Source organism: Streptomyces sp. NPDC048639 (assembly GCF_043199075.1).
GTDB lineage: Bacteria > Actinomycetota > Actinomycetes > Streptomycetales > Streptomycetaceae > Streptomyces.
Genome location: NZ_JBICVP010000005.1, coordinates 1 through 16,230, shown reverse-complemented (window position 1 = coordinate 16,230; position 16,230 = coordinate 1). Strand labels below are relative to the sequence as shown.

The following is a 16,230-nucleotide window of genomic DNA, read 5'->3' as shown; positions in this document are numbered from 1 at the left end:
CGCGGCCCGTCGTCAGCGGCCTCGAGGGCCGTCTACGCCCCGTCCTCCTCCAACCAGCCGAAGCTGCGCTCAACTGCCTTGCGCCAGTTGGCGTATTCGCGCTCGCGTGCCTGCGGCTCCATGTGCGGCTCCCACTGCTGGTCGCGCTTCCAGTGCGTGCGGAGCTCGTCCAGGTCCTGCCAGACGCCCGTGGCGAGCCCGGCCGCGTACGCCGCGCCCAGACACGTCGTCTCGGAGATCACAGGCCGGATGACGGGCACACCGAGTACGTCCGACTGATGCTGCATCAGGAGGTTGTTGGCGGTCATGCCGCCGTCCACCTTCAGCGTCGTGATCTGCACGCCCGAGTCCTGGTACATCGCGTCCACGACGTCGCGCGTCTGCCAGCTCGTCGCCTCCAGCACCGCCCGGGCCAGATGCGCCTTGGTGACGTACCGGGTCAGGCCGGTGACCACACCGCGGGCGTCGGAGCGCCAATAGGGCGCGAACAGGCCGGAGAAGGCCGGAACGATGTACGCGCCGCCGTTGTCGTCGACGCTCGCCGCCAGTGTCTCGATCTCCTCCGCGGCGCTGATGATGCCGAGCTGGTCGCGGAACCACTGCACCAGGGCGCCCGTGATCGCGATGGCGCCTTCGAGGCAGTACACCGGCCGCTCGGCCGAGTCGGTAGCCCATCGTCGTCAGCAACCCGCTCTTGGACGGTACGGGCCGGTTGCCGGTGTTGAGCAGCAGGAAACTGCCCGTCCCGTAGGTGTTCTTGGCCTCGCCCACGCCGTAGCAGGTCTGACCGAAGACAGCCGCCTGCTGGTCGCCGAGCGCGGAGGCCACCGGGACACCCGCGAGCTGGCCGACGGCCGTGCCGTACACCTCGGCGGAGGAGCGGATCTCCGGCAGGACCGCCTCGGGGACGTTCATGGCCGCGAGGATGGCCGGATCCCACTGCAGGGTCTCCAGGTTCATCAGCATCGTGCGGCTCGCGTTGGTGACGTCGGTGACGTGCACCCCGCCGTCCGTACCGCCCGTGAGGTTCCAGATGAGCCAGGAGTCGATGGTCCCGAAGGCGATGTCGCCGTTCTCGGCGCGGGCGCGCAGACCGGGGACGGTCTCGAGCAGCCAGGTGGCCTTCGGGCCGGAGAAGTAGCTGGCGAGCGGGAGGCCGGTGGCGTCGCGGAAGCGGTCCTGGCCGTCCGCGCCGCCGAGTTCGTTGCACAGCGCGGCCGTCCTGGTGTCCTGCCAGACGATCGCGTTGTGCACGGGCTTCCCGGTCTTCCGGTCCCACAGCACGGTCGTCTCGCGCTGGTTGGTGATGCCCAGCGCGCTCAACTGGTCGGCGCGCAGGCCCGCGTTGGCGAGAGCGCCCGCGACGACCGCCTGCACCTTGGACCAGATCTCGGTCGCGTCGTGCTCGACCCAGCCGGGCTTGGGGAAGATCTGCCGGTGCTCGCGCTGGTCGACGGCGACGATCGCGCCGCCCTGGTCGAAGATGATGCAGCGACTGGAGGTGGTGCCCTGGTCGATCGCGGCGACGTACGTGCCCGTCATGAACGTCTCCTGACTGGGAGGCTGGGAAGGCTGTTCGGAAGCGGTGCGGAACGCCGAGGCGGTGCGGAACGCCTGCAGTGGTGCGATACGCCGCTCAGAACGCCAGGTTGAAGATCAGGCCCGCCAGCACCGCGCCGATCAGCGGGCCTGCCACCGGCACCCACGCGTACCCCCAGTCGGAGGTGCCCTTCCGCGGAATGGGCAGCACCGTGTGGACGATGCGCGGGCCGAGGTCGCGCGCCGGGTTGATGGCGTAGCCCGTGGGGCCGCCGAGGGAGAGCCCGATGCCGACGACGAGGAAGGACACGACCAGGATCGTGGTTCCGGAGTCGCCGAGGCCCTTGTTGAGACCGAAGGTCAGGAGCGGCAGGACGAGGCCGATGGTCGCGATGATCTCGGTCAGGAGGTTGGCGACCGGGTTCCGGATCTCCGGGACGGTCGAGAAGATGCCCAGTGTGGGCTGGTCGTTGGCGCGGAACTGCGCCATGTACGTGAGCCAGGTGAGCGCCGCTCCGAGGGCCGCGCCGACCAGCTGGCCGATGATGTAGAGCGGAACCTTGTCCCACTCGCCGGTGTCGGTGGCGATGCCGACGGTCACGGCCGGGTTGAGGTGGGCCCCGGACAGCGGGGCCGCGGTGTAGGCACCGGCCATGACGCCGAAGCCCCAGCCGAAGGCGATGACGATCCACCCGGAGGCCTTGGCCTTCGAATGGTTGAGTGTGACGGCGGCGCAGACGCCTGCGCCGAACAGGATCAGGATCGCGGTGCCGATGATCTCACCGACGATTATGTCTCCGTTGGAGAATTCCATTGCGGCTCCCAGTCCTCGCCCGGGTGCGTGGCGCCCCGGTCCTCCGTGCGGGTGTGTTCTCCCGTGCCGGCGGAGAGCCTGCGGCAGGGCCGCCCGAGCCCCGCCCGGCGTCCGCGACGAGCGTGCCAACGCAGCGGAATCGCCCATGGACATGGGCCCGACGACCACCTGAGCCGGCGGCCGGCGTACGGCGATGCCGACTGACATCCGGAAGTGTTCACCGGCGCTGTGGGGGCGTCAAGGTGGCCGACAGGACCCGCGTCGTACGCGGCGCGCGCTCCGGTGCGAACGCGGCGCCGGATACGGCATTCGCGTCGGGAACGGAGGTCAACGCGCGGCTCCAGCAAGGATGTTGGGGAGTGCTGGACCCCGTGCATGGCCGGGACGCCCGGGTGGGAGAACGGATACGGACCCTGCTCCCGCACGCGCGGGTCCGTGCCCGCCGTACCTCGTATCGCGGTCCTCCGGCCGGCGGGCACCCGACTCGCCCCGAGCTGGGCCATGGCCGTCTGCCCTCGGCGGACGCCGTGACGGCGTCGACGCCTGTGCCCGGCAAGGCCTTGCGCGCACAGGTCACGGCGCCTACGGGTGCGTGGGCGCGCGGGATTCGGCAGGTGCGCGTCGGCGGTCGCGACCGGGACAGCCGGGAGGCGACCATGTCGAGACCGCGGCGTGCTGCCCGTACCCCGGTGCTCAGCGGACCGCGACGACTGCCGAACCGTGCCCGAACAGCCCCTGGTTCGCCGTGATGCCCGCGCGCGCCCCGGACACCTGACGGTCACCCGCCGTGCCCCTCAACTGCCAGGTGAGCTCGCAGACCTGGGCAATGGCCTGGGCCGGAACCGCCTCGCCGAACGAGGCGAGCCCGCCGCTCGGATTGACCGGGACTCGCCCGCCCAGCGCCGTCGCGCCCTCGTGCAGGAGCTTCGTGCCCTCGCCCGGGGCGCACAGCCCCAGATCCTCGTACCACTCCAACTCCAGTGCCGTGGACAGGTCGTAGACCTCCGCGAGCGACAGGTCATCCGGGCCGATACCGGCTTCCTCGTACGCGGCCTTGGCGATCGATGCCCGGAAGCCGACGGGCGCGGGATCGACGGCGGCGGCCGAGTCGGTGGCGATGTCGGGGAGATCCGGCACGGTCCTCGGGTAGGTGGGGGTCACCGTGGAGACGGCCCGGATACGGACCGGGTCCGCCGCCCCGTGACGCCGCGCGAAGTCCATGCCGCTGAGCACCAGGGCCGCCGCCCCGTCAGAGGTCGCGCAGATGTCCAGCAGCCGCAGGGGGTCGGCGACGACGGCGGAGGCCGCGACCTCCTCGGCGCTGACCGCCTTGCGGTAGCGGGCATGGGGGTTGAGCGCCCCCGCGGCGGCGTTCTTCACCTTGACCCGGGCGAAGTCCTCGGGCGTATCGCCGTGGAGGGCCATCCGGCGGCGGGCGTAGAGCCCGAAGTACGTGGGGTTGGTGGCGCCGAGGACGCGGAAGCGCAGCCAGTCCGGGTCATCGGGCCGGTCGCCGCCTGCCGGGGCGAAGAAACCCTTGGGCGCCGCGTCCGCGCCGATGACCAGGACGACATCGGCCATACCCGAAAGGATCTGTGCGCGTGCTGTGTTGATCGCCTGGGCGCCCGAGGCGCAGGCCGCGTACACGCTGGTGACCCGCGACCCCTGCCAGCCGAGCGCCTGGGCGAAGGTGGCGCCCGCGACGTAGCCCGGGTAGCCGCCGCGCACGGTGTCCGCGCCGACCACCGACTGCACGTCCGGCCAGCCGATCCCGGCGTCGGCGAGCGCGGCGCGGGCGGCCACCGTCCCGTACTGGACGAAGCTTCGGCCCCACTTGCCCCACGGGTGCATTCCGGCGCCGAGCACCGCCACGTCGCCGGTCATGAGCGCCGGTCCCGTCCGGGTGCCGTCGGCCGCTCGCGTCCGGGGTCCGCCATGGGCCGCTCGCGTCCGGGGCCGGCGATCGGCCGTTCCCGCCCGTCGTCCGGTACGGGGCGCCAGTGCCAGGTGGTCCGGACGTGGTCGTCGTCCTCGTCGAGGACACCCGGTACGACCTCGACCTCCATGCCCACCGCCAGATCGGCCACCGCAACTCCCGGCGCGGCCTGTCCCAGCACGATCATGCGCTCGGCCTCCAGCTCGACCGCGACGAGTGTGTACGGCACCCACTCCCGGCCGGGATCGGAGACATACGGCGCGGGCGGCCGGTAGCGGCCGTCGGTGTACGACCAGACTCTGCCCCGGCGGGAGAGAGCCACCTCGGTCAACTCGGTACCCGCGCAGGCGGGGTTGCGGCAGAAGTGGTCCTCGCGGGGGAAGAAGACGGCGGTGCACGCGGCGCAGCGGGTGCCGAGGAGCCGGAAGCCGCTGTCGTCCTCCCTGAACCAGCCGGTCACCACGGGCGTACGAGCACGTGCCACGAGACCTCCCGAGCCACTCCTGACGGGTCGTCAGAAGTGTGCCACGCGGAGCCCGGGAGAGGAATGCCGCGCGTTGCCGGCCAGGCGCGGCCGGCGGGGGGCAGGGCTCAGTCGGTGTTCAGCCGGTGTTTTCGGTGTTCTCGGCGAGCCACTTGGCCGCGATCTCCGCCAGTTCGTGGTCCCGCCCGGCCAGCATCATCCGGATCATCTGCGCGTCGCCGCGAAGCGACCAGCCGGGGTGGCCGAACGTGGCGGGATTGTTCTTCTCGATGAGGAAGTGCGCGGGCCAGGCCGCGCCGTAGCCGATCACGGGGAGCCCCAGCAGATAGCGCCGGCGTCCGCTGAACAGACCGTAGGCGCTCACCGCGAGGCCGGAGAGCGTGCCGCTCAGATGGATCCAGCGCGTGGCTGCCCGGGAATGCATGGCCACGTAGTACGGCCAGAAGTCCTCGTAGGAATCGAACGTCCGCTGTGTCATGTCCGCACCGTAGTGCAGCGAACGAGGCCCGGCGAGATCGCTCGTCGACGGGACGGTGCTGGGCGCGGGAAGGCAGACGCAACGCATCCGACCTGCGGAAACAGACGAGGCGCGGGAGTGGCCGCCCCGATCGCCCGCCCGGAATGCATGCGCGAGGGAGGGGCCTTGACTCACACCGAATATGGAGGAAAATTCTCAATACACCAGAAAACCGAAAGCGAGCCGCACCGCCGGTGGAGACGTCCCCGGCCCGCGTGACCCACTTGACGGGTCTGGCCAGGCCCCCGGCAGATCCTTCTGATCCCCGAGCCCTTCAGCGACGGCTGAGACTCATGGAATCGGTACGGACTACCGGGGACTGCATGTTTCTGGCCCCACGCAGAGGTAAGGGCCCTTCGCTTCCTCGAGGAGCGAAGGGCCCTTGGGCGTTCCTGATACGGGAGGGGCCCTCGCGTGCGCGGGACGGAGGCGCACACGAGGTGCTCGGGCGCGCGCGAGCGCTCAGTGATGCGTGAGGGACCGCCGTGACACCGGGAAGTCGAAATAGGTGTCGGGGAACAACTCCGGCTTGTGCGTGAAGTGCCACCACTCCTCGGGCAGATTGACGAAACCCACGCCCTCCAGGGTGTTCTTGAGCAGCATGCGGTTCGCGCGCTGCTTGCCCTTGATGCGGGGATCCATGGTGTGCGAGAGAGTGTCGAAGCAGTCGAACCCGGTGCCCATGTCGACCGAGTTGTCGGGGAAGCGCTCGTCCTGCGGTCCATGACAGGGGACGAGGGGCTCGCCCGGCACGTACGGGCGCGTCGGCCCGGCCGGGAGCCTCACGATCGTCACGTCCAGGGTGCTCCCGCGGCTGTGGCCCGACTTCTCCGCGATGTAACCGTCCTCGAACAGACGGGACTTGTCGACCCGGGGATAGAACTCCGCCTTCATGGACTGGTCGTCGAGGTCCTTCGCCCAGGCGACGAAGTGATCGACGGCTCGCTGCGGCCGGTAGCAGTCGTACACCTTCAGCGAGTACCCCTGTCCCAGGAGCTTCTTCTGCGCCCGGTGCAGTGCCTTGGCGGCGGGCGAGGTGAGGATGCACAGGGGACGGCGGTAGCCGTCGATCCGTTCCCCGACGAAGGTGTGCGGCGTGAAGTAGCGGATCTCCTGCAGGATCGTGGGATCGACGTCGCGGAGCGCCACGAAGGCATCGGGGGCCTTCGGTTCCGGACTGGCCTCGGCCGCCGGGGGAGCGGCGGTGACGACGGCGAGGGCGGTGGCGGAGAGGGCAACGGCGCGCAGGGCCGCGGGGATGCGTGGCATGCCCCAGGGATCTACCACCCGGACCGCCCGTGGGGAAGTCCCGTATGGGGGCTACGCGCCCGTACGGCCGTGACTCCCCTCGTCCCTGCGCCGCCGGTGGCCCGTCGGTCGCCGATTCGCCCGCCCCCAGCGGTCGGCCGTACGGATCGGGTCCGCTGCCGGTGGGCCGCTGTCGGTGCGCCGACGCCGACGAGTCGCCGTCGGGCCCGCCGCCGATCCCCGCTGTCTCCCTTGTCTCCCTTGTCTCCACGAAGCCACAAAGCCACAAAAACTGACGGGAGTTGGATACAGTCCGCGCGTGCCCGAACCACGACTTCACTCGCACTGCTCGTACTGCGGCGCCGCCTATCCGCCCGACGCGGGCTGGCCGCGGCAGTGCCCCGCTTGCGGCGACGTGGTCTACCGCAACCCCCTGCCCGTCGCCGTCGCTCTGCAGCCCGTCGGTGATGGCGGCCGCCCGGGCCTGGTCGTCGTCCGCCGCACGATCGAGCCGCAACGGGGCCGACTCGCCCTGCCCGGCGGCTTCATCGACCACGGAGAGGACTGGCGCGAGGCCGTCGTCCGTGAACTGCGCGAGGAGACCCGCATCGTGGCGGACGCGTCAGCGGTCCGCCTTGCCGATGTGCTCAGCTCGCCCGGCGGCCATCTGCTGGTCTTCGGGCTGCTGCCCGAGCGCCGGACCGGTGAACTGCCGCCCTCCGCGCCGACGGACGAGACCGAAGGCTGGGAGACGCTCTCCGCGCCTGCGGACCTGGCCTTCCCGCTCCACACGGCGGCGGCCGGCGCGTGGTTCGCCGGGCGCTACGGCTGAGGCGGTCTGCGGATACGGGTCGTGGATGGGGACGGGCCTTCCCACACAATGGAGCGTCCCCTCCCGCACGGTGCGGCCGTCCCCGGTGGCAGTCACCTCCCGCGGTCGACCACCTCGGCGGAACCGCCGCTCGGTCGACCGCCCCAACGAAACCGCCCCCACGGAATCGCCCCAACGAAACCGCCCCAACGACACCACCCCAGCGGAACCGCCACACCGGCCGCGCCACCGCCCGGCCGCAGACCACCCCGGCCCGCATCGTCCCGGCGGCAGACCAGCCGTCACGGCGCACCGACCGACCGGCGGGCCGTTCACCGGACGTCCCCCCGCACCCGTACCGCGTATCCCGGCTCCCCGCCGCCGTCCCGCTCGACGACCACCCGGCCGTCCACCACCCGTGAGGTGAACCGTTCCAGCCGGGCCCGTTCCCAGCCGTCGCCCGCACCGGCAGCCACGAGCCCGCTGCCCCTGCGCCCCTCCGCCGGAGCCCACACCTCCAGTTCCACGTCCCCGCCCTCGCCCGTCACCGGCAGCACCGTCCCCGCCCGCGCCAGCACCGGAATCCGCGACAGCGGCGCATCGACCACCGCCTGACCAGGACCCCGGTACGCCTCGCCGGTCGCCGTGTCGTACCACAGCCCTCGCGGCAGCCGCACCGTCCGTCGCGTCGCGCCGGGCTCCAGCACCGGAGCCACCAGCAGTCCTTCGCCCAGCAGGAAGGCGTCCTCGCAGTCGCGCAACTCCCGGTCCTCCGGGGCGCTCCACCACACTGGCCGCACATACGGTGCCCCGGTCCGGTGGGCCACGTGCGCGAGCGCGACGAAGTACGGCAGCAGCCTCTCCCGCCCGGCCAGCGCCGTCCGTGCGTGCTCCAGCGCCTCCGGGCCGAACTCCCACGGCTCCCGCCGGCCGGCGGAGATCGCCGAGTGCGTACGGAACAGCGGGAGCCACGCGGCCAGTTGGAACCAGCGCAGATACAGCTCCGGCGTGGGCGAACCGGTGAAGCCCCCGACGTCCGGCCCCGAGTACGGCACTCCGCTCAGCCCCAGCCCCAGCACCAGCGCCAGTGACGCACGCAGCCCGGGCCAGCTCGACGCCACGTCCCCCGACCACGATCCGCCGTACCGCTGCATCCCCGCCCACCCCGACCGGGAGAAGAGGAACGGGCGTTCCTCCGGCCGCAGTTCGGCCAGGCCCTCGTACCCCGCCCTGGCCATGGCGAGGCCGTAGACATTGTGCGCCTCCCGGTGATCGCCGCCCCGTCCCTCCAGGGCGTGCCGGGCCGAGCGCGGCAGCGTCGGGTCGCCGAAGGCCGCGAAGGACACCGGCTCGTTCATGTCGTGCCACATGCCCGAGAAGCCCTGGGCGAGCCGTTCCGCGTACAGCCCGCCCCACCACTTGCGGACCCGTGGGTCGGTGAAGTCCGGGTACACGGACTCGCCCGGCCACACCTCGCCGCGCACCTCCCGCCCGGTCGCGTCCCGTACGAAGGCATCGGCCGCGGCCCCGCTGTCGTACACCGCGTTCCCCGGCTCCGCCTTCACCGCCGGATCGACGATCGACACCAGCCGGACCCCGTCCTCGCGCAACTCCTCGGCCAGCGCGGGCAGATCGGGGAAGCGGGTGGTGTCCACCGTGAAGACCCGGTGGCCGTCCAGATGGTCGATGTCGAGGTGCAGCGCGGACAGCGGCAGCCCCCGATCCCGGTATCCGGCCGCCACCCGGCGCACCTCCGCCGAGCTGCCGAAGCCCCAGCGCGCATGGTGGTACCCCAGCGCCCAGCGCGGCGGGACCGCGGGCGCGCCCGTCAGGGACGCCCAGCCGCGCATGACACGCGCCGGGGTGCCGACCACCGTCCAGGAACGCAACGGACCGCCGTCCATGCGCAGTTCGCAGCCGCCCGGCCGGTCGTGCCCCGAGCCCCTGCCCTCCTCGCCCTCGGCCAGCCGTACCCGCCCGTCCCAGGAGTTGTCGTGGAAGACCAGGTGCGTGCCCGCGTCCGCGACGACCATGAGCACGGGCATGCAGAGGTAGAGCGGGTCGTCGCCCGGTTCGAACCCGGCCTCGGGGTCGGTGTTCCACAGCCGGTACGAGCCGTCGCGCAGCCGCGGACCCGCGGCCCGACCGCCCAGCCCGAAGAACCGCGCGTCCGCCGTCACCTCCGCGCGCTGCACCCAGCGCGATCCCTCCCCCTCCGCGTCCACCGGGTCCCACCAGCGCGGCGGCAGGTCACGCCGCAGGACCACCCCGCCCGGCGTACGGATCTCGACCGCTCCGTGCCGCGACACCGCCACCGTCACCCGCTCCGAGACCACGCGCCAGCCGCCGTCCTTGTCCGGTTCGAGGACGGCACGCGGGTCCGCGCCGGGGCAGCCCCGCTCCAGCGCGTACGAGGGCTCGGGCTCGGCGCCGTCCCAGCCGCAGAAGACCACCCCGCCCGCGGACACCCGCACGCGCAGCGAGGAGCGGGCGAACCGCACCACCCCGCCCCCCGGCCTCTCCTCCGCATCCTGCGCGGGCCCGGGGACACGCGCACGCTCCGGCCCCCGCCGGGGCAGGGCTTCGGCGTCGGCGCGCTGTCTCCGCCAGGCGGCCCGCACCGTACGCCGGCCCTGCGCCGTACCGACCACCTTCATCGACCGCACCAGGTCACGCGCATCCATGCTGCTCAGCCTGCCACTGGCGGCGGCGTGCACGAGACGCGTTCAACTGCCGTTCATCCGTGGTGCGGCCACATGCCCCGGACTCGCGCCATGGGCTGTCCGCCCTGGTGCGGGAGTCGATCACATGGCATCGTCCTGCCCAGTCCCCGCTCCGGGCACACCCCTGCCCGGACCGGAGAAGCGACGCGGATCACGCGGCGCGCCCAGCAGCACGAGCAGCAGACCAGCAGCACCACCACGCGTCGACCACGACGCGAAGAAGACGACGCGTACAGCCCGGGAGCCGAGCCATGACCGCAGCGAACACCGCACCGACGCCCGCCGGACCGGAGCCGCTCTGGAGGCCCTCCGCCGACCGCATCGCCGACGCGCAGGTCACCCGCTTCCAGGAGTGGGCCGCCGAACGGTACGGCGCGCCCCGTGCAGTGCCGGGTGACCCCGTCGCGAGCTACGCCGCGCTGCACCGCTGGTCGGTCGACGAGCTGGAGCGCTTCTGGCAGGCCGCAGCCGAATGGTTCGACGTCCGCTTCGCCACCCCGTACGAGCGGGTGCTCGCCGACCCCGCGATGCCCGGCGCCCGCTGGTTCCCCGGTGCCACCCTCAACTACGCCGAGCACGCGCTGCGCGCCGGCGAGGACCCCGCGCGGGCGGACGAGGCAGCACTCCTGCACGTCGACGAGACCCACGAGCCGCGGCCGGTCGGCTGGGCCGAGCTGCGCCGCCAGGTCGGCTCGCTCGCCGCCGAGCTGCGCCGTCTGGGTGTCCGTCCCGGAGACCGGGTCAGCGGCTATCTGCCCAACGTCCCCGAGGCCGTGGTCGCCCTGCTGGCCACCGCCGCCGTCGGCGCCGTCTGGACCTCCTGCGCCCCCGACTTCGGCGCCCGCAGCGTCCTCGACCGCTTCCAGCAGGTCGAGCCGGTCGTCCTCTTCGCCGTCGACGGCTACCGCTACGGAGGCAAGGAGCACGACCGCGCGGACACCGTCGCCGAACTGCGCCGCGAACTGCCCACCGTACGGGCCCTGGTGCACATCCCGCTGCTGGGCGGCGCCGCCCCCGAAGGCGCCCTCGAATGGTCCGAGCTGGTCGCCTCCGACACCGAACCGGTCTTCGAGCAGGTGCCGTTCGATCACCCGCTCTGGGTGCTCTACTCCTCCGGCACCACCGGACTGCCCAAGGCGATCGTCCAGTCCCAGGGCGGCATCCTCCTCGAACACCTCAAGCAGCTCGCCCTCCACACCGACCTCGGCCCCGACGACCGGTTCTTCTGGTACACCTCCACCGGCTGGATGATGTGGAACTTCCTCGTCTCCGGTCTGCTCGTCGGCTCCACCGTGATCCTCTACGACGGCAGCCCCGGCTACCCCGACATCGCCGCCCAGTGGCGCGTGGCCGAGCGCACCGGGGCCACCTTCTACGGCACCTCCGCCGCCTACGTCATGGCCTGCCGCAAGGCCGAGGCGCACCCGGGCCGCGACTTCGACCTCTCCCGCGTACGGTGCGTCGCCACCACCGGATCGCCCCTGCCGCCCGACGGCTTCCGCTGGATCCACGACGAGGTCGCCGAGGACATGTGGATCGCCTCCGTCAGCGGCGGCACCGACGTCTGCAGCTGCTTCGCCGGCGCCGTCCCCACCCTCCCCGTCCACATCGGCGAGCTCCAGGCGGCCTGCTTGGGCACGGACCTCCAGGCCTGGGACGCGCACGGCAAGCCCGTCACCGACGAGGTCGGCGAGCTGATCGTCACCAACCCCATGCCGTCCATGCCGATCCACTTCTGGAACGACCCGGACGGCAGCCGCTACCGGGACAGCTACTTCGAGATGTTCCCCGGCGCCTGGCGCCACGGCGACTGGATCACCCTGACCTCGCGCGGCACCGTCGTCATCCACGGACGCTCCGACTCCACCCTCAACCGCCAGGGCGTCCGCATGGGTTCGGCCGACATCTACGAAGCGGTCGAGCGTCTCCCCGAGATCCGCGAGTCCCTCGTCATCGGCCTCGAACAGGCAGACGGCGGCTACTGGATGCCCCTCTTCGTCCACCTCGCCGAAGGCGCCACCCTCGACGACGCCCTCCGCGACCGCATCAAGCGGACGATCCGCGAGCAGCTCTCGCCCCGCCATGTCCCCGACGACATCATCGAAGCCCCCGGTGTCCCGCACACCCTGACCGGCAAGCGCATCGAGGTCCCCGTCAAGCGGCTCCTCCAGGGCACCCCGCTCGACAAGGCCGTGAACCCCGGGTCCGTCGACAACCTCGAACTGCTCCGCTTCTACGAGCGCATCGCCCGCGACCGCTCCGCGGACGGAGCCTGAGCCCGTTCGTCACCCTGCGTTGTCAGACCCCCCGATTACGGTGAGTGAGCACGTGAAGCTCATGCACTGAGGGGGAGTCATGGACCGCACCGGAATCGGCGCATACGACGACAGCGGCGACAGGCGGGGCCGGCCGGGCCCGCGGCACGCACTGCGCCGCGAAGTTCCCAGTACGGTCGCGCTGCTGGCCGGGGAGGAGGACTTCGCGGCCATGCGGCGCTACACCACCTTCGACTTCCACGACCATGCCGTCTACCTCCGGGAGATGGAGGATCTCCTGCGGGTGCTCTCGTCACAGGGCGTGCACACCACCGTCGCCCTCTTCGACCCCGACGAATACGCGGAGTTCTGCACGGAGGTCCGGCTCGACCCGGACCTCCCCGGCAGCCGCACGCGCTACACGGCCGATGTGGCCGGCCTCGGCGCCACGGTGCCGTATGCGGGTCAGCCCATCGACGTACTGCTGCCCGAACTCATCGGCGAGGCCGAGCGGCACGCGGCGCTCGACCGCGCCACCGAACTGCTGGCCGCGTCGGGCCGTGATCCGGACACAGGGGAGGAGCGGGGGAGGGCGGCGTACGTCCGCGCCTCGCAGGCCCTGATCCAGCTCGTCGAAGCCTCCGGCCCGGGCACGCACCATGTGGTGTGCAGTGTGCCCGTGGACGGCTCGTCGCTCGTCGCGGTGCTCCACGCCGCGTGCGGGGACGACGGGCTGGTCCATCTCCGGGAATCGGAGGCGCTGGTGTTCTGCTCGGTCCTGGGCGCGGGCATCGCCACCGGCACCCGCGGCGGCATCGTCGTTCGCAGCACCCCCTTCCCGACCGGCCACCCGGACGCTGCCGGAGAAGCCGTGGCCACGGGGCCCGATGTCGTACGGGGCTGGACGCTGCGCAACGGCTGGCTGCGGCCGCTGACCGAGGCGGAAGTGTTCGCCGCCTATTGCACCGATGCCGACACCGGGGATCCCGTACCACCCGAGCACGGAGTCGACTACCGGCCGGGCCTCGAACTGCCCCTCCCGGAAGGGGAGTGGTGACTCTTCGGGGACGACAGGAGTGACGCCGCCGGCAGCACGGGAAACGGCCAGGACCGCAGAACCGGCGATCGCCGCAGAAACGGCGGTGGGCCCCCCCCCCCCGGCGGGGGGGCCCCCCCCGGGGGCCCGGGTAGGGGCCACACACCCCCCCGAGCCCCCCCCGCCCCGCCCCCGGGCCTCGCGCCGCGGGGGGGGGGGGGCCCCCCCCCCCGGGGGGGGGCCCCCCACCGCCGTGGACCGGGATCGGGGCATCACTCGCCCGAGAGCACCGCCTGCGCAGCCCGGCGGGCCTCGTCCGCGCTGTCGGCCGCCCGCGCGGCCGCGGCCGCGCGCTCGCACTGGGCAAGGGTGTGCTTGGAGAGCGTCGCCCGGACGTATGGGATGGACGCGGCGCCCATCGACAGGCTCGTCACGCCCAGACCCGTCAGCACACAGGCGAGCAGCGGGTCCGACGCGGCTTCACCGCACACACCGCAGCTCTTGCCCTCGGCCTTCGCCGCCTCCGCCGAGAGCGCCACCAGATCCAGCAGCGCGGGCTGCCACGGGTCCTGCAGACGCGACACCGCGCCGACCTGACGGTCCGCGGCGAAGGTGTACTGCGCCAGATCGTTGGTGCCCAGCGACAGGAACTCGACCTCCTGCAGGATCGAGCGCGCCCGCAACGCCGCCGACGGAATCTCCACCATGGCACCGAACTTCGCCTGCAGCCCCGCCTCGCGGCACGCGTCCGCGAACGCCTTGGCGTCCGTACGGTCCGCCACCATCGGCGCCATCACCTCGAGGTAGACCGGGAGGCCCTCGACAGCCTTGGCCAGCGCGGTGAGCTGGGTGCGCAGCACCTCCGGGTGGTCCAGCAGCGTGCGCAGACCGCGCACACCCAGTGCCGGGTTGGGCTCGTCGGCCGGAGTGAGGAATTCCAGCGGCTTGTCGGCCCCCGCGTCCAGCACCCGTACGACCACACGGCCCTCGGGGAACGCCTCCAGCACCTGACGGTAGGCCTCGACCTGCTTTTCCTCCGGCGGAGCGTTCTTGCTGTCGTCGAGGAAGAGGAACTCCGTACGGAACAGGCCGACACCCTCGGCGCCCGCCTCGACCGCTGCCGGGACATCCCCGGGACCGCCGACGTTCGCCAGCAGCGGCACCTTGTGTCCGTCGGACGTCGCGCCCGGGCCGGTGGACGCGGACAGCGCCGCCTTGCGCTCGGCCGCCGCCGCCTCCAGCCCGGCCCGCTTCTCCGCACTCGGCTCCACGAAGATCTCACCGGTGCTGCCGTCCACGGCGATCACCGTGCCCTCGCCCAGCTCACCGGCGCCCGGCAGCGCCACGACCGCGGGCACGCCCAGCGCCCGCGCGAGGATGGCACTGTGACTCGTCGGCCCGCCCTCCTCGGTCACAAAGCCCAGCACCAGCGTCGGATCCAGCAACGCCGTGTCGGCCGGCGCCAGATCGCGCGCGATCAGCACATACGGCTCGTCGCTGTCCGGCACTCCCGGCATCGGCACACCCAGCAGACGCGCCACGATCCGGTTCCGTACGTCGTCCAGGTCGGCGACACGCCCCGCCAGGTATTCACCTGCGCCGGCCAGCAGGGCCCGGTACGCCGCGAAGGCGTCGTACACGGCACGCTCGGCCGTACTCCCCACCGCGATCCGGCGCTCGACGTCGGCCATCAACTCCGGGTCCTGCGCCATCATGGCCTGCGCCTCGAGCACGGCCTGCGCCTCGCCGCCCGCCAGGTTTCCCCGCGCCATCAGATCGGCGGCGACGGCTTCCACGGCCTGGCGCGCACGGCCCTGTTCGCGCGGGGCGTCGTCCTTGGGGATCTGCTTGGCCGGCGGCTCAAGAACCGCCGTACCCATGTGCCGTACTTCTCCGATCGCCACGCCGTGGCTCACGCCGACGCCTAGCAGCGTTGTTTCCATGTCACCGTCTCCGGTTCGAAGGCGGATCGCCTCCGCCGTGATGGATGTCGTACTCCCGGTCAGCGGGGCGGGACTCAGCTCCAGAGAAAGAGAGTGTCGCCCGGCTTCAGGTCGGCGTCCTCGGCGACCTCGGAGAGAGTGTCCGCGCGGGCCTCCAGCGCCACAACCGGGCAGACGGCGGACTTCCCGGCCGCTTCGACAGCGGACGGGTCCCACCGCACGATGGCGTCCCCGCGGTGGACCGTGTCCCCCTTATTGACGAGCAGTTCGAACCCCTCGCCGTTGAGCTGGACGGTGTCGATGCCCAGGTGCGTCAGCACGCCGTGCCCCTCACCGTCGACGACGACGAATGCGTGGGCATGGAGGGAGACGACGACCCCGTCGACGGGGGAGACGGCTGTATGAGGCTCACGCACCGGATCGATCGCCGTGCCCGGTCCCACCATCGCCCCCGAGAACACGGGGTCGGGCACTGCCGCGAGTCCGATGGCACGCCCGGCGATCGGGGACGTCACGGTGGTCATGGAGCCTCCCAGGAGGTGGAGATTCATCGCCGCCGTCACCACGTGTGTCCCGGACGACGTACTGATCAGAAGCGTAAGTCATAGGAAGGAAGCGATCGGCGCGACCGCAGCGCGGGTAATCAGTTTGCTTCGCCCGCGGAAGGCCCTGTACTGTCGTACCCCTGCTCACAGTCGAGGCAGTGCGGTTTCACCGCAGGGTAAGGCGCGAGCGGCAACCCATCTCTTTCGATCCCAATTCCGGATCAGCTTCTGCATGCCCGCAGATGCGTGGTCAGGAAGCCGGAAAAAGACTGGTAAGGTTGGAAACACCGAAGGGAAGCGCCCGGAGAAACCAGGGATGGTTTTAAAGGAAGCGTCCGTTCCTTGAGAACTCAACAGCGTGCCAAAAGTCAACGCCAGA

General features: G+C 71.8%; 11 protein-coding genes and 2 pseudogenes. 3 read left to right on the top strand and 10 right to left on the bottom strand.

Annotated elements, in window-relative coordinates; translation table 11 throughout:
* Positions 1-32 precede the first annotated feature (32 nt).
* The 6 genes and pseudogenes from glpK to ACGFNH_RS14990 form a co-directional block, all read right to left on the bottom strand.
* Positions 33-1,542 (bottom strand): annotated as a pseudogene (gene glpK, locus ACGFNH_RS15015) (glycerol kinase GlpK).
* A gap of 94 nt (positions 1,543-1,636) precedes the next feature.
* A complete protein-coding gene (locus ACGFNH_RS15010) occupies positions 1,637-2,353 on the bottom strand; it encodes an MIP/aquaporin family protein (protein ID WP_393653643.1) in 717 nt (238 codons plus the stop codon).
* A 693-nt stretch (positions 2,354-3,046) separates the two neighbouring features.
* Positions 3,047-4,237 carry a lipid-transfer protein gene (locus ACGFNH_RS15005; protein WP_393653641.1) on the bottom strand — a complete coding sequence of 397 codons (1,191 nt, stop codon included), beginning with the start codon at positions 4,235-4,237 and terminating at the stop codon, positions 3,047-3,049.
* Positions 4,238-4,332: 95 nt separating this feature from the next.
* A pseudogene (locus ACGFNH_RS15000) lies at positions 4,333-4,773 on the bottom strand (Zn-ribbon domain-containing OB-fold protein); the annotation flags it as partial.
* Positions 4,774-4,891: 118 nt separating this feature from the next.
* Positions 4,892-5,251: an Mpo1-like protein gene (locus ACGFNH_RS14995; protein ID WP_393653639.1), complete on the bottom strand. Its 360-nt coding sequence runs from the start codon at positions 5,249-5,251 to the stop codon at positions 4,892-4,894.
* A 501-nt stretch (positions 5,252-5,752) separates the two neighbouring features.
* The gene (locus tag ACGFNH_RS14990) at positions 5,753-6,559 is read right to left on the bottom strand and encodes a M15 family metallopeptidase (RefSeq protein WP_393653637.1); all 807 of its coding nucleotides are present in this window, start codon (positions 6,557-6,559) and stop codon (positions 5,753-5,755) included.
* Between the two features lie 298 nt (positions 6,560-6,857).
* Here ACGFNH_RS14990 and ACGFNH_RS14985 point away from each other — a divergent pair, with 298 nt between their 5' ends.
* Positions 6,858-7,370, top strand: a complete 513-nt coding sequence (locus ACGFNH_RS14985; protein ID WP_393653635.1) for an NUDIX domain-containing protein — start codon at positions 6,858-6,860, stop codon at positions 7,368-7,370.
* Between the two features lie 311 nt (positions 7,371-7,681).
* On the opposite strand, the gene ACGFNH_RS14980 is transcribed toward ACGFNH_RS14985, so the two are convergent.
* Positions 7,682-10,033: a glycoside hydrolase family 31 protein gene (locus ACGFNH_RS14980; protein WP_393653633.1), complete on the bottom strand. Its 2,352-nt coding sequence runs from the start codon at positions 10,031-10,033 to the stop codon at positions 7,682-7,684.
* Positions 10,034-10,323: 290 nt separating this feature from the next.
* On the opposite strand from ACGFNH_RS14980, the gene ACGFNH_RS14975 reads away from it, so the two are divergent.
* Complete coding sequence (locus ACGFNH_RS14975; RefSeq protein ID WP_393653631.1) at positions 10,324-12,348, top strand: acetoacetate--CoA ligase; 2,025 nt, start codon at positions 10,324-10,326, stop codon at positions 12,346-12,348.
* 79 nt (positions 12,349-12,427) lie between these two features.
* Entirely contained in the window at positions 12,428-13,384 is a 957-nt protein-coding gene (locus ACGFNH_RS14970; protein WP_393653629.1) for a hypothetical protein, read from the top strand.
* A gap of 251 nt (positions 13,385-13,635) precedes the next feature.
* Here ACGFNH_RS14970 and ptsP read toward each other — a convergent pair whose 3' ends face one another.
* The 3 genes from ptsP to ACGFNH_RS14955 form a co-directional block, all read right to left on the bottom strand.
* Positions 13,636-15,306 carry a phosphoenolpyruvate--protein phosphotransferase gene (gene ptsP, locus ACGFNH_RS14965; RefSeq protein WP_393653627.1) on the bottom strand — a complete coding sequence of 557 codons (1,671 nt, stop codon included), beginning with the start codon at positions 15,304-15,306 and terminating at the stop codon, positions 13,636-13,638.
* A 74-nt stretch (positions 15,307-15,380) separates the two neighbouring features.
* Positions 15,381-15,830, bottom strand: a complete 450-nt coding sequence (locus tag ACGFNH_RS14960; RefSeq protein ID WP_393653625.1) for a PTS glucose transporter subunit IIA — start codon at positions 15,828-15,830, stop codon at positions 15,381-15,383.
* Between the two features lie 165 nt (positions 15,831-15,995).
* The coding region (locus ACGFNH_RS14955; protein ID WP_393653623.1) for a hypothetical protein at positions 15,996-16,230 on the bottom strand (235 nt) is incomplete at its 5' end.

What these genes read in the sequence shown, in the direction of transcription:
- ACGFNH_RS14980 (WP_393653633.1), bottom strand. Translation starts at nt 10,033, where the DNA reads ATGGATGCGCGTGACCTGGTGCGGTCGATGAAGGTGGTCGGTACGGCG.
- ACGFNH_RS14975 (WP_393653631.1), top strand. Translation starts at nt 10,324, where the DNA reads ATGACCGCAGCGAACACCGCACCGACGCCCGCCGGACCGGAGCCGCTC.
- ACGFNH_RS14960 (WP_393653625.1), bottom strand. Translation starts at nt 15,830, where the DNA reads ATGACCACCGTGACGTCCCCGATCGCCGGGCGTGCCATCGGACTCGCG.
- ACGFNH_RS15005 (WP_393653641.1), bottom strand. Translation starts at nt 4,237, where the DNA reads ATGACCGGCGACGTGGCGGTGCTCGGCGCCGGAATGCACCCGTGGGGC.
- ACGFNH_RS14970 (WP_393653629.1), top strand. Translation starts at nt 12,428, where the DNA reads ATGGACCGCACCGGAATCGGCGCATACGACGACAGCGGCGACAGGCGG.
- ptsP (WP_393653627.1), bottom strand. Translation starts at nt 15,306, where the DNA reads ATGGAAACAACGCTGCTAGGCGTCGGCGTGAGCCACGGCGTGGCGATC.
- ACGFNH_RS14995 (WP_393653639.1), bottom strand. Translation starts at nt 5,251, where the DNA reads ATGACACAGCGGACGTTCGATTCCTACGAGGACTTCTGGCCGTACTAC.
- ACGFNH_RS14990 (WP_393653637.1), bottom strand. Translation starts at nt 6,559, where the DNA reads ATGCCACGCATCCCCGCGGCCCTGCGCGCCGTTGCCCTCTCCGCCACC.
- ACGFNH_RS15010 (WP_393653643.1), bottom strand. Translation starts at nt 2,353, where the DNA reads ATGGAATTCTCCAACGGAGACATAATCGTCGGTGAGATCATCGGCACC.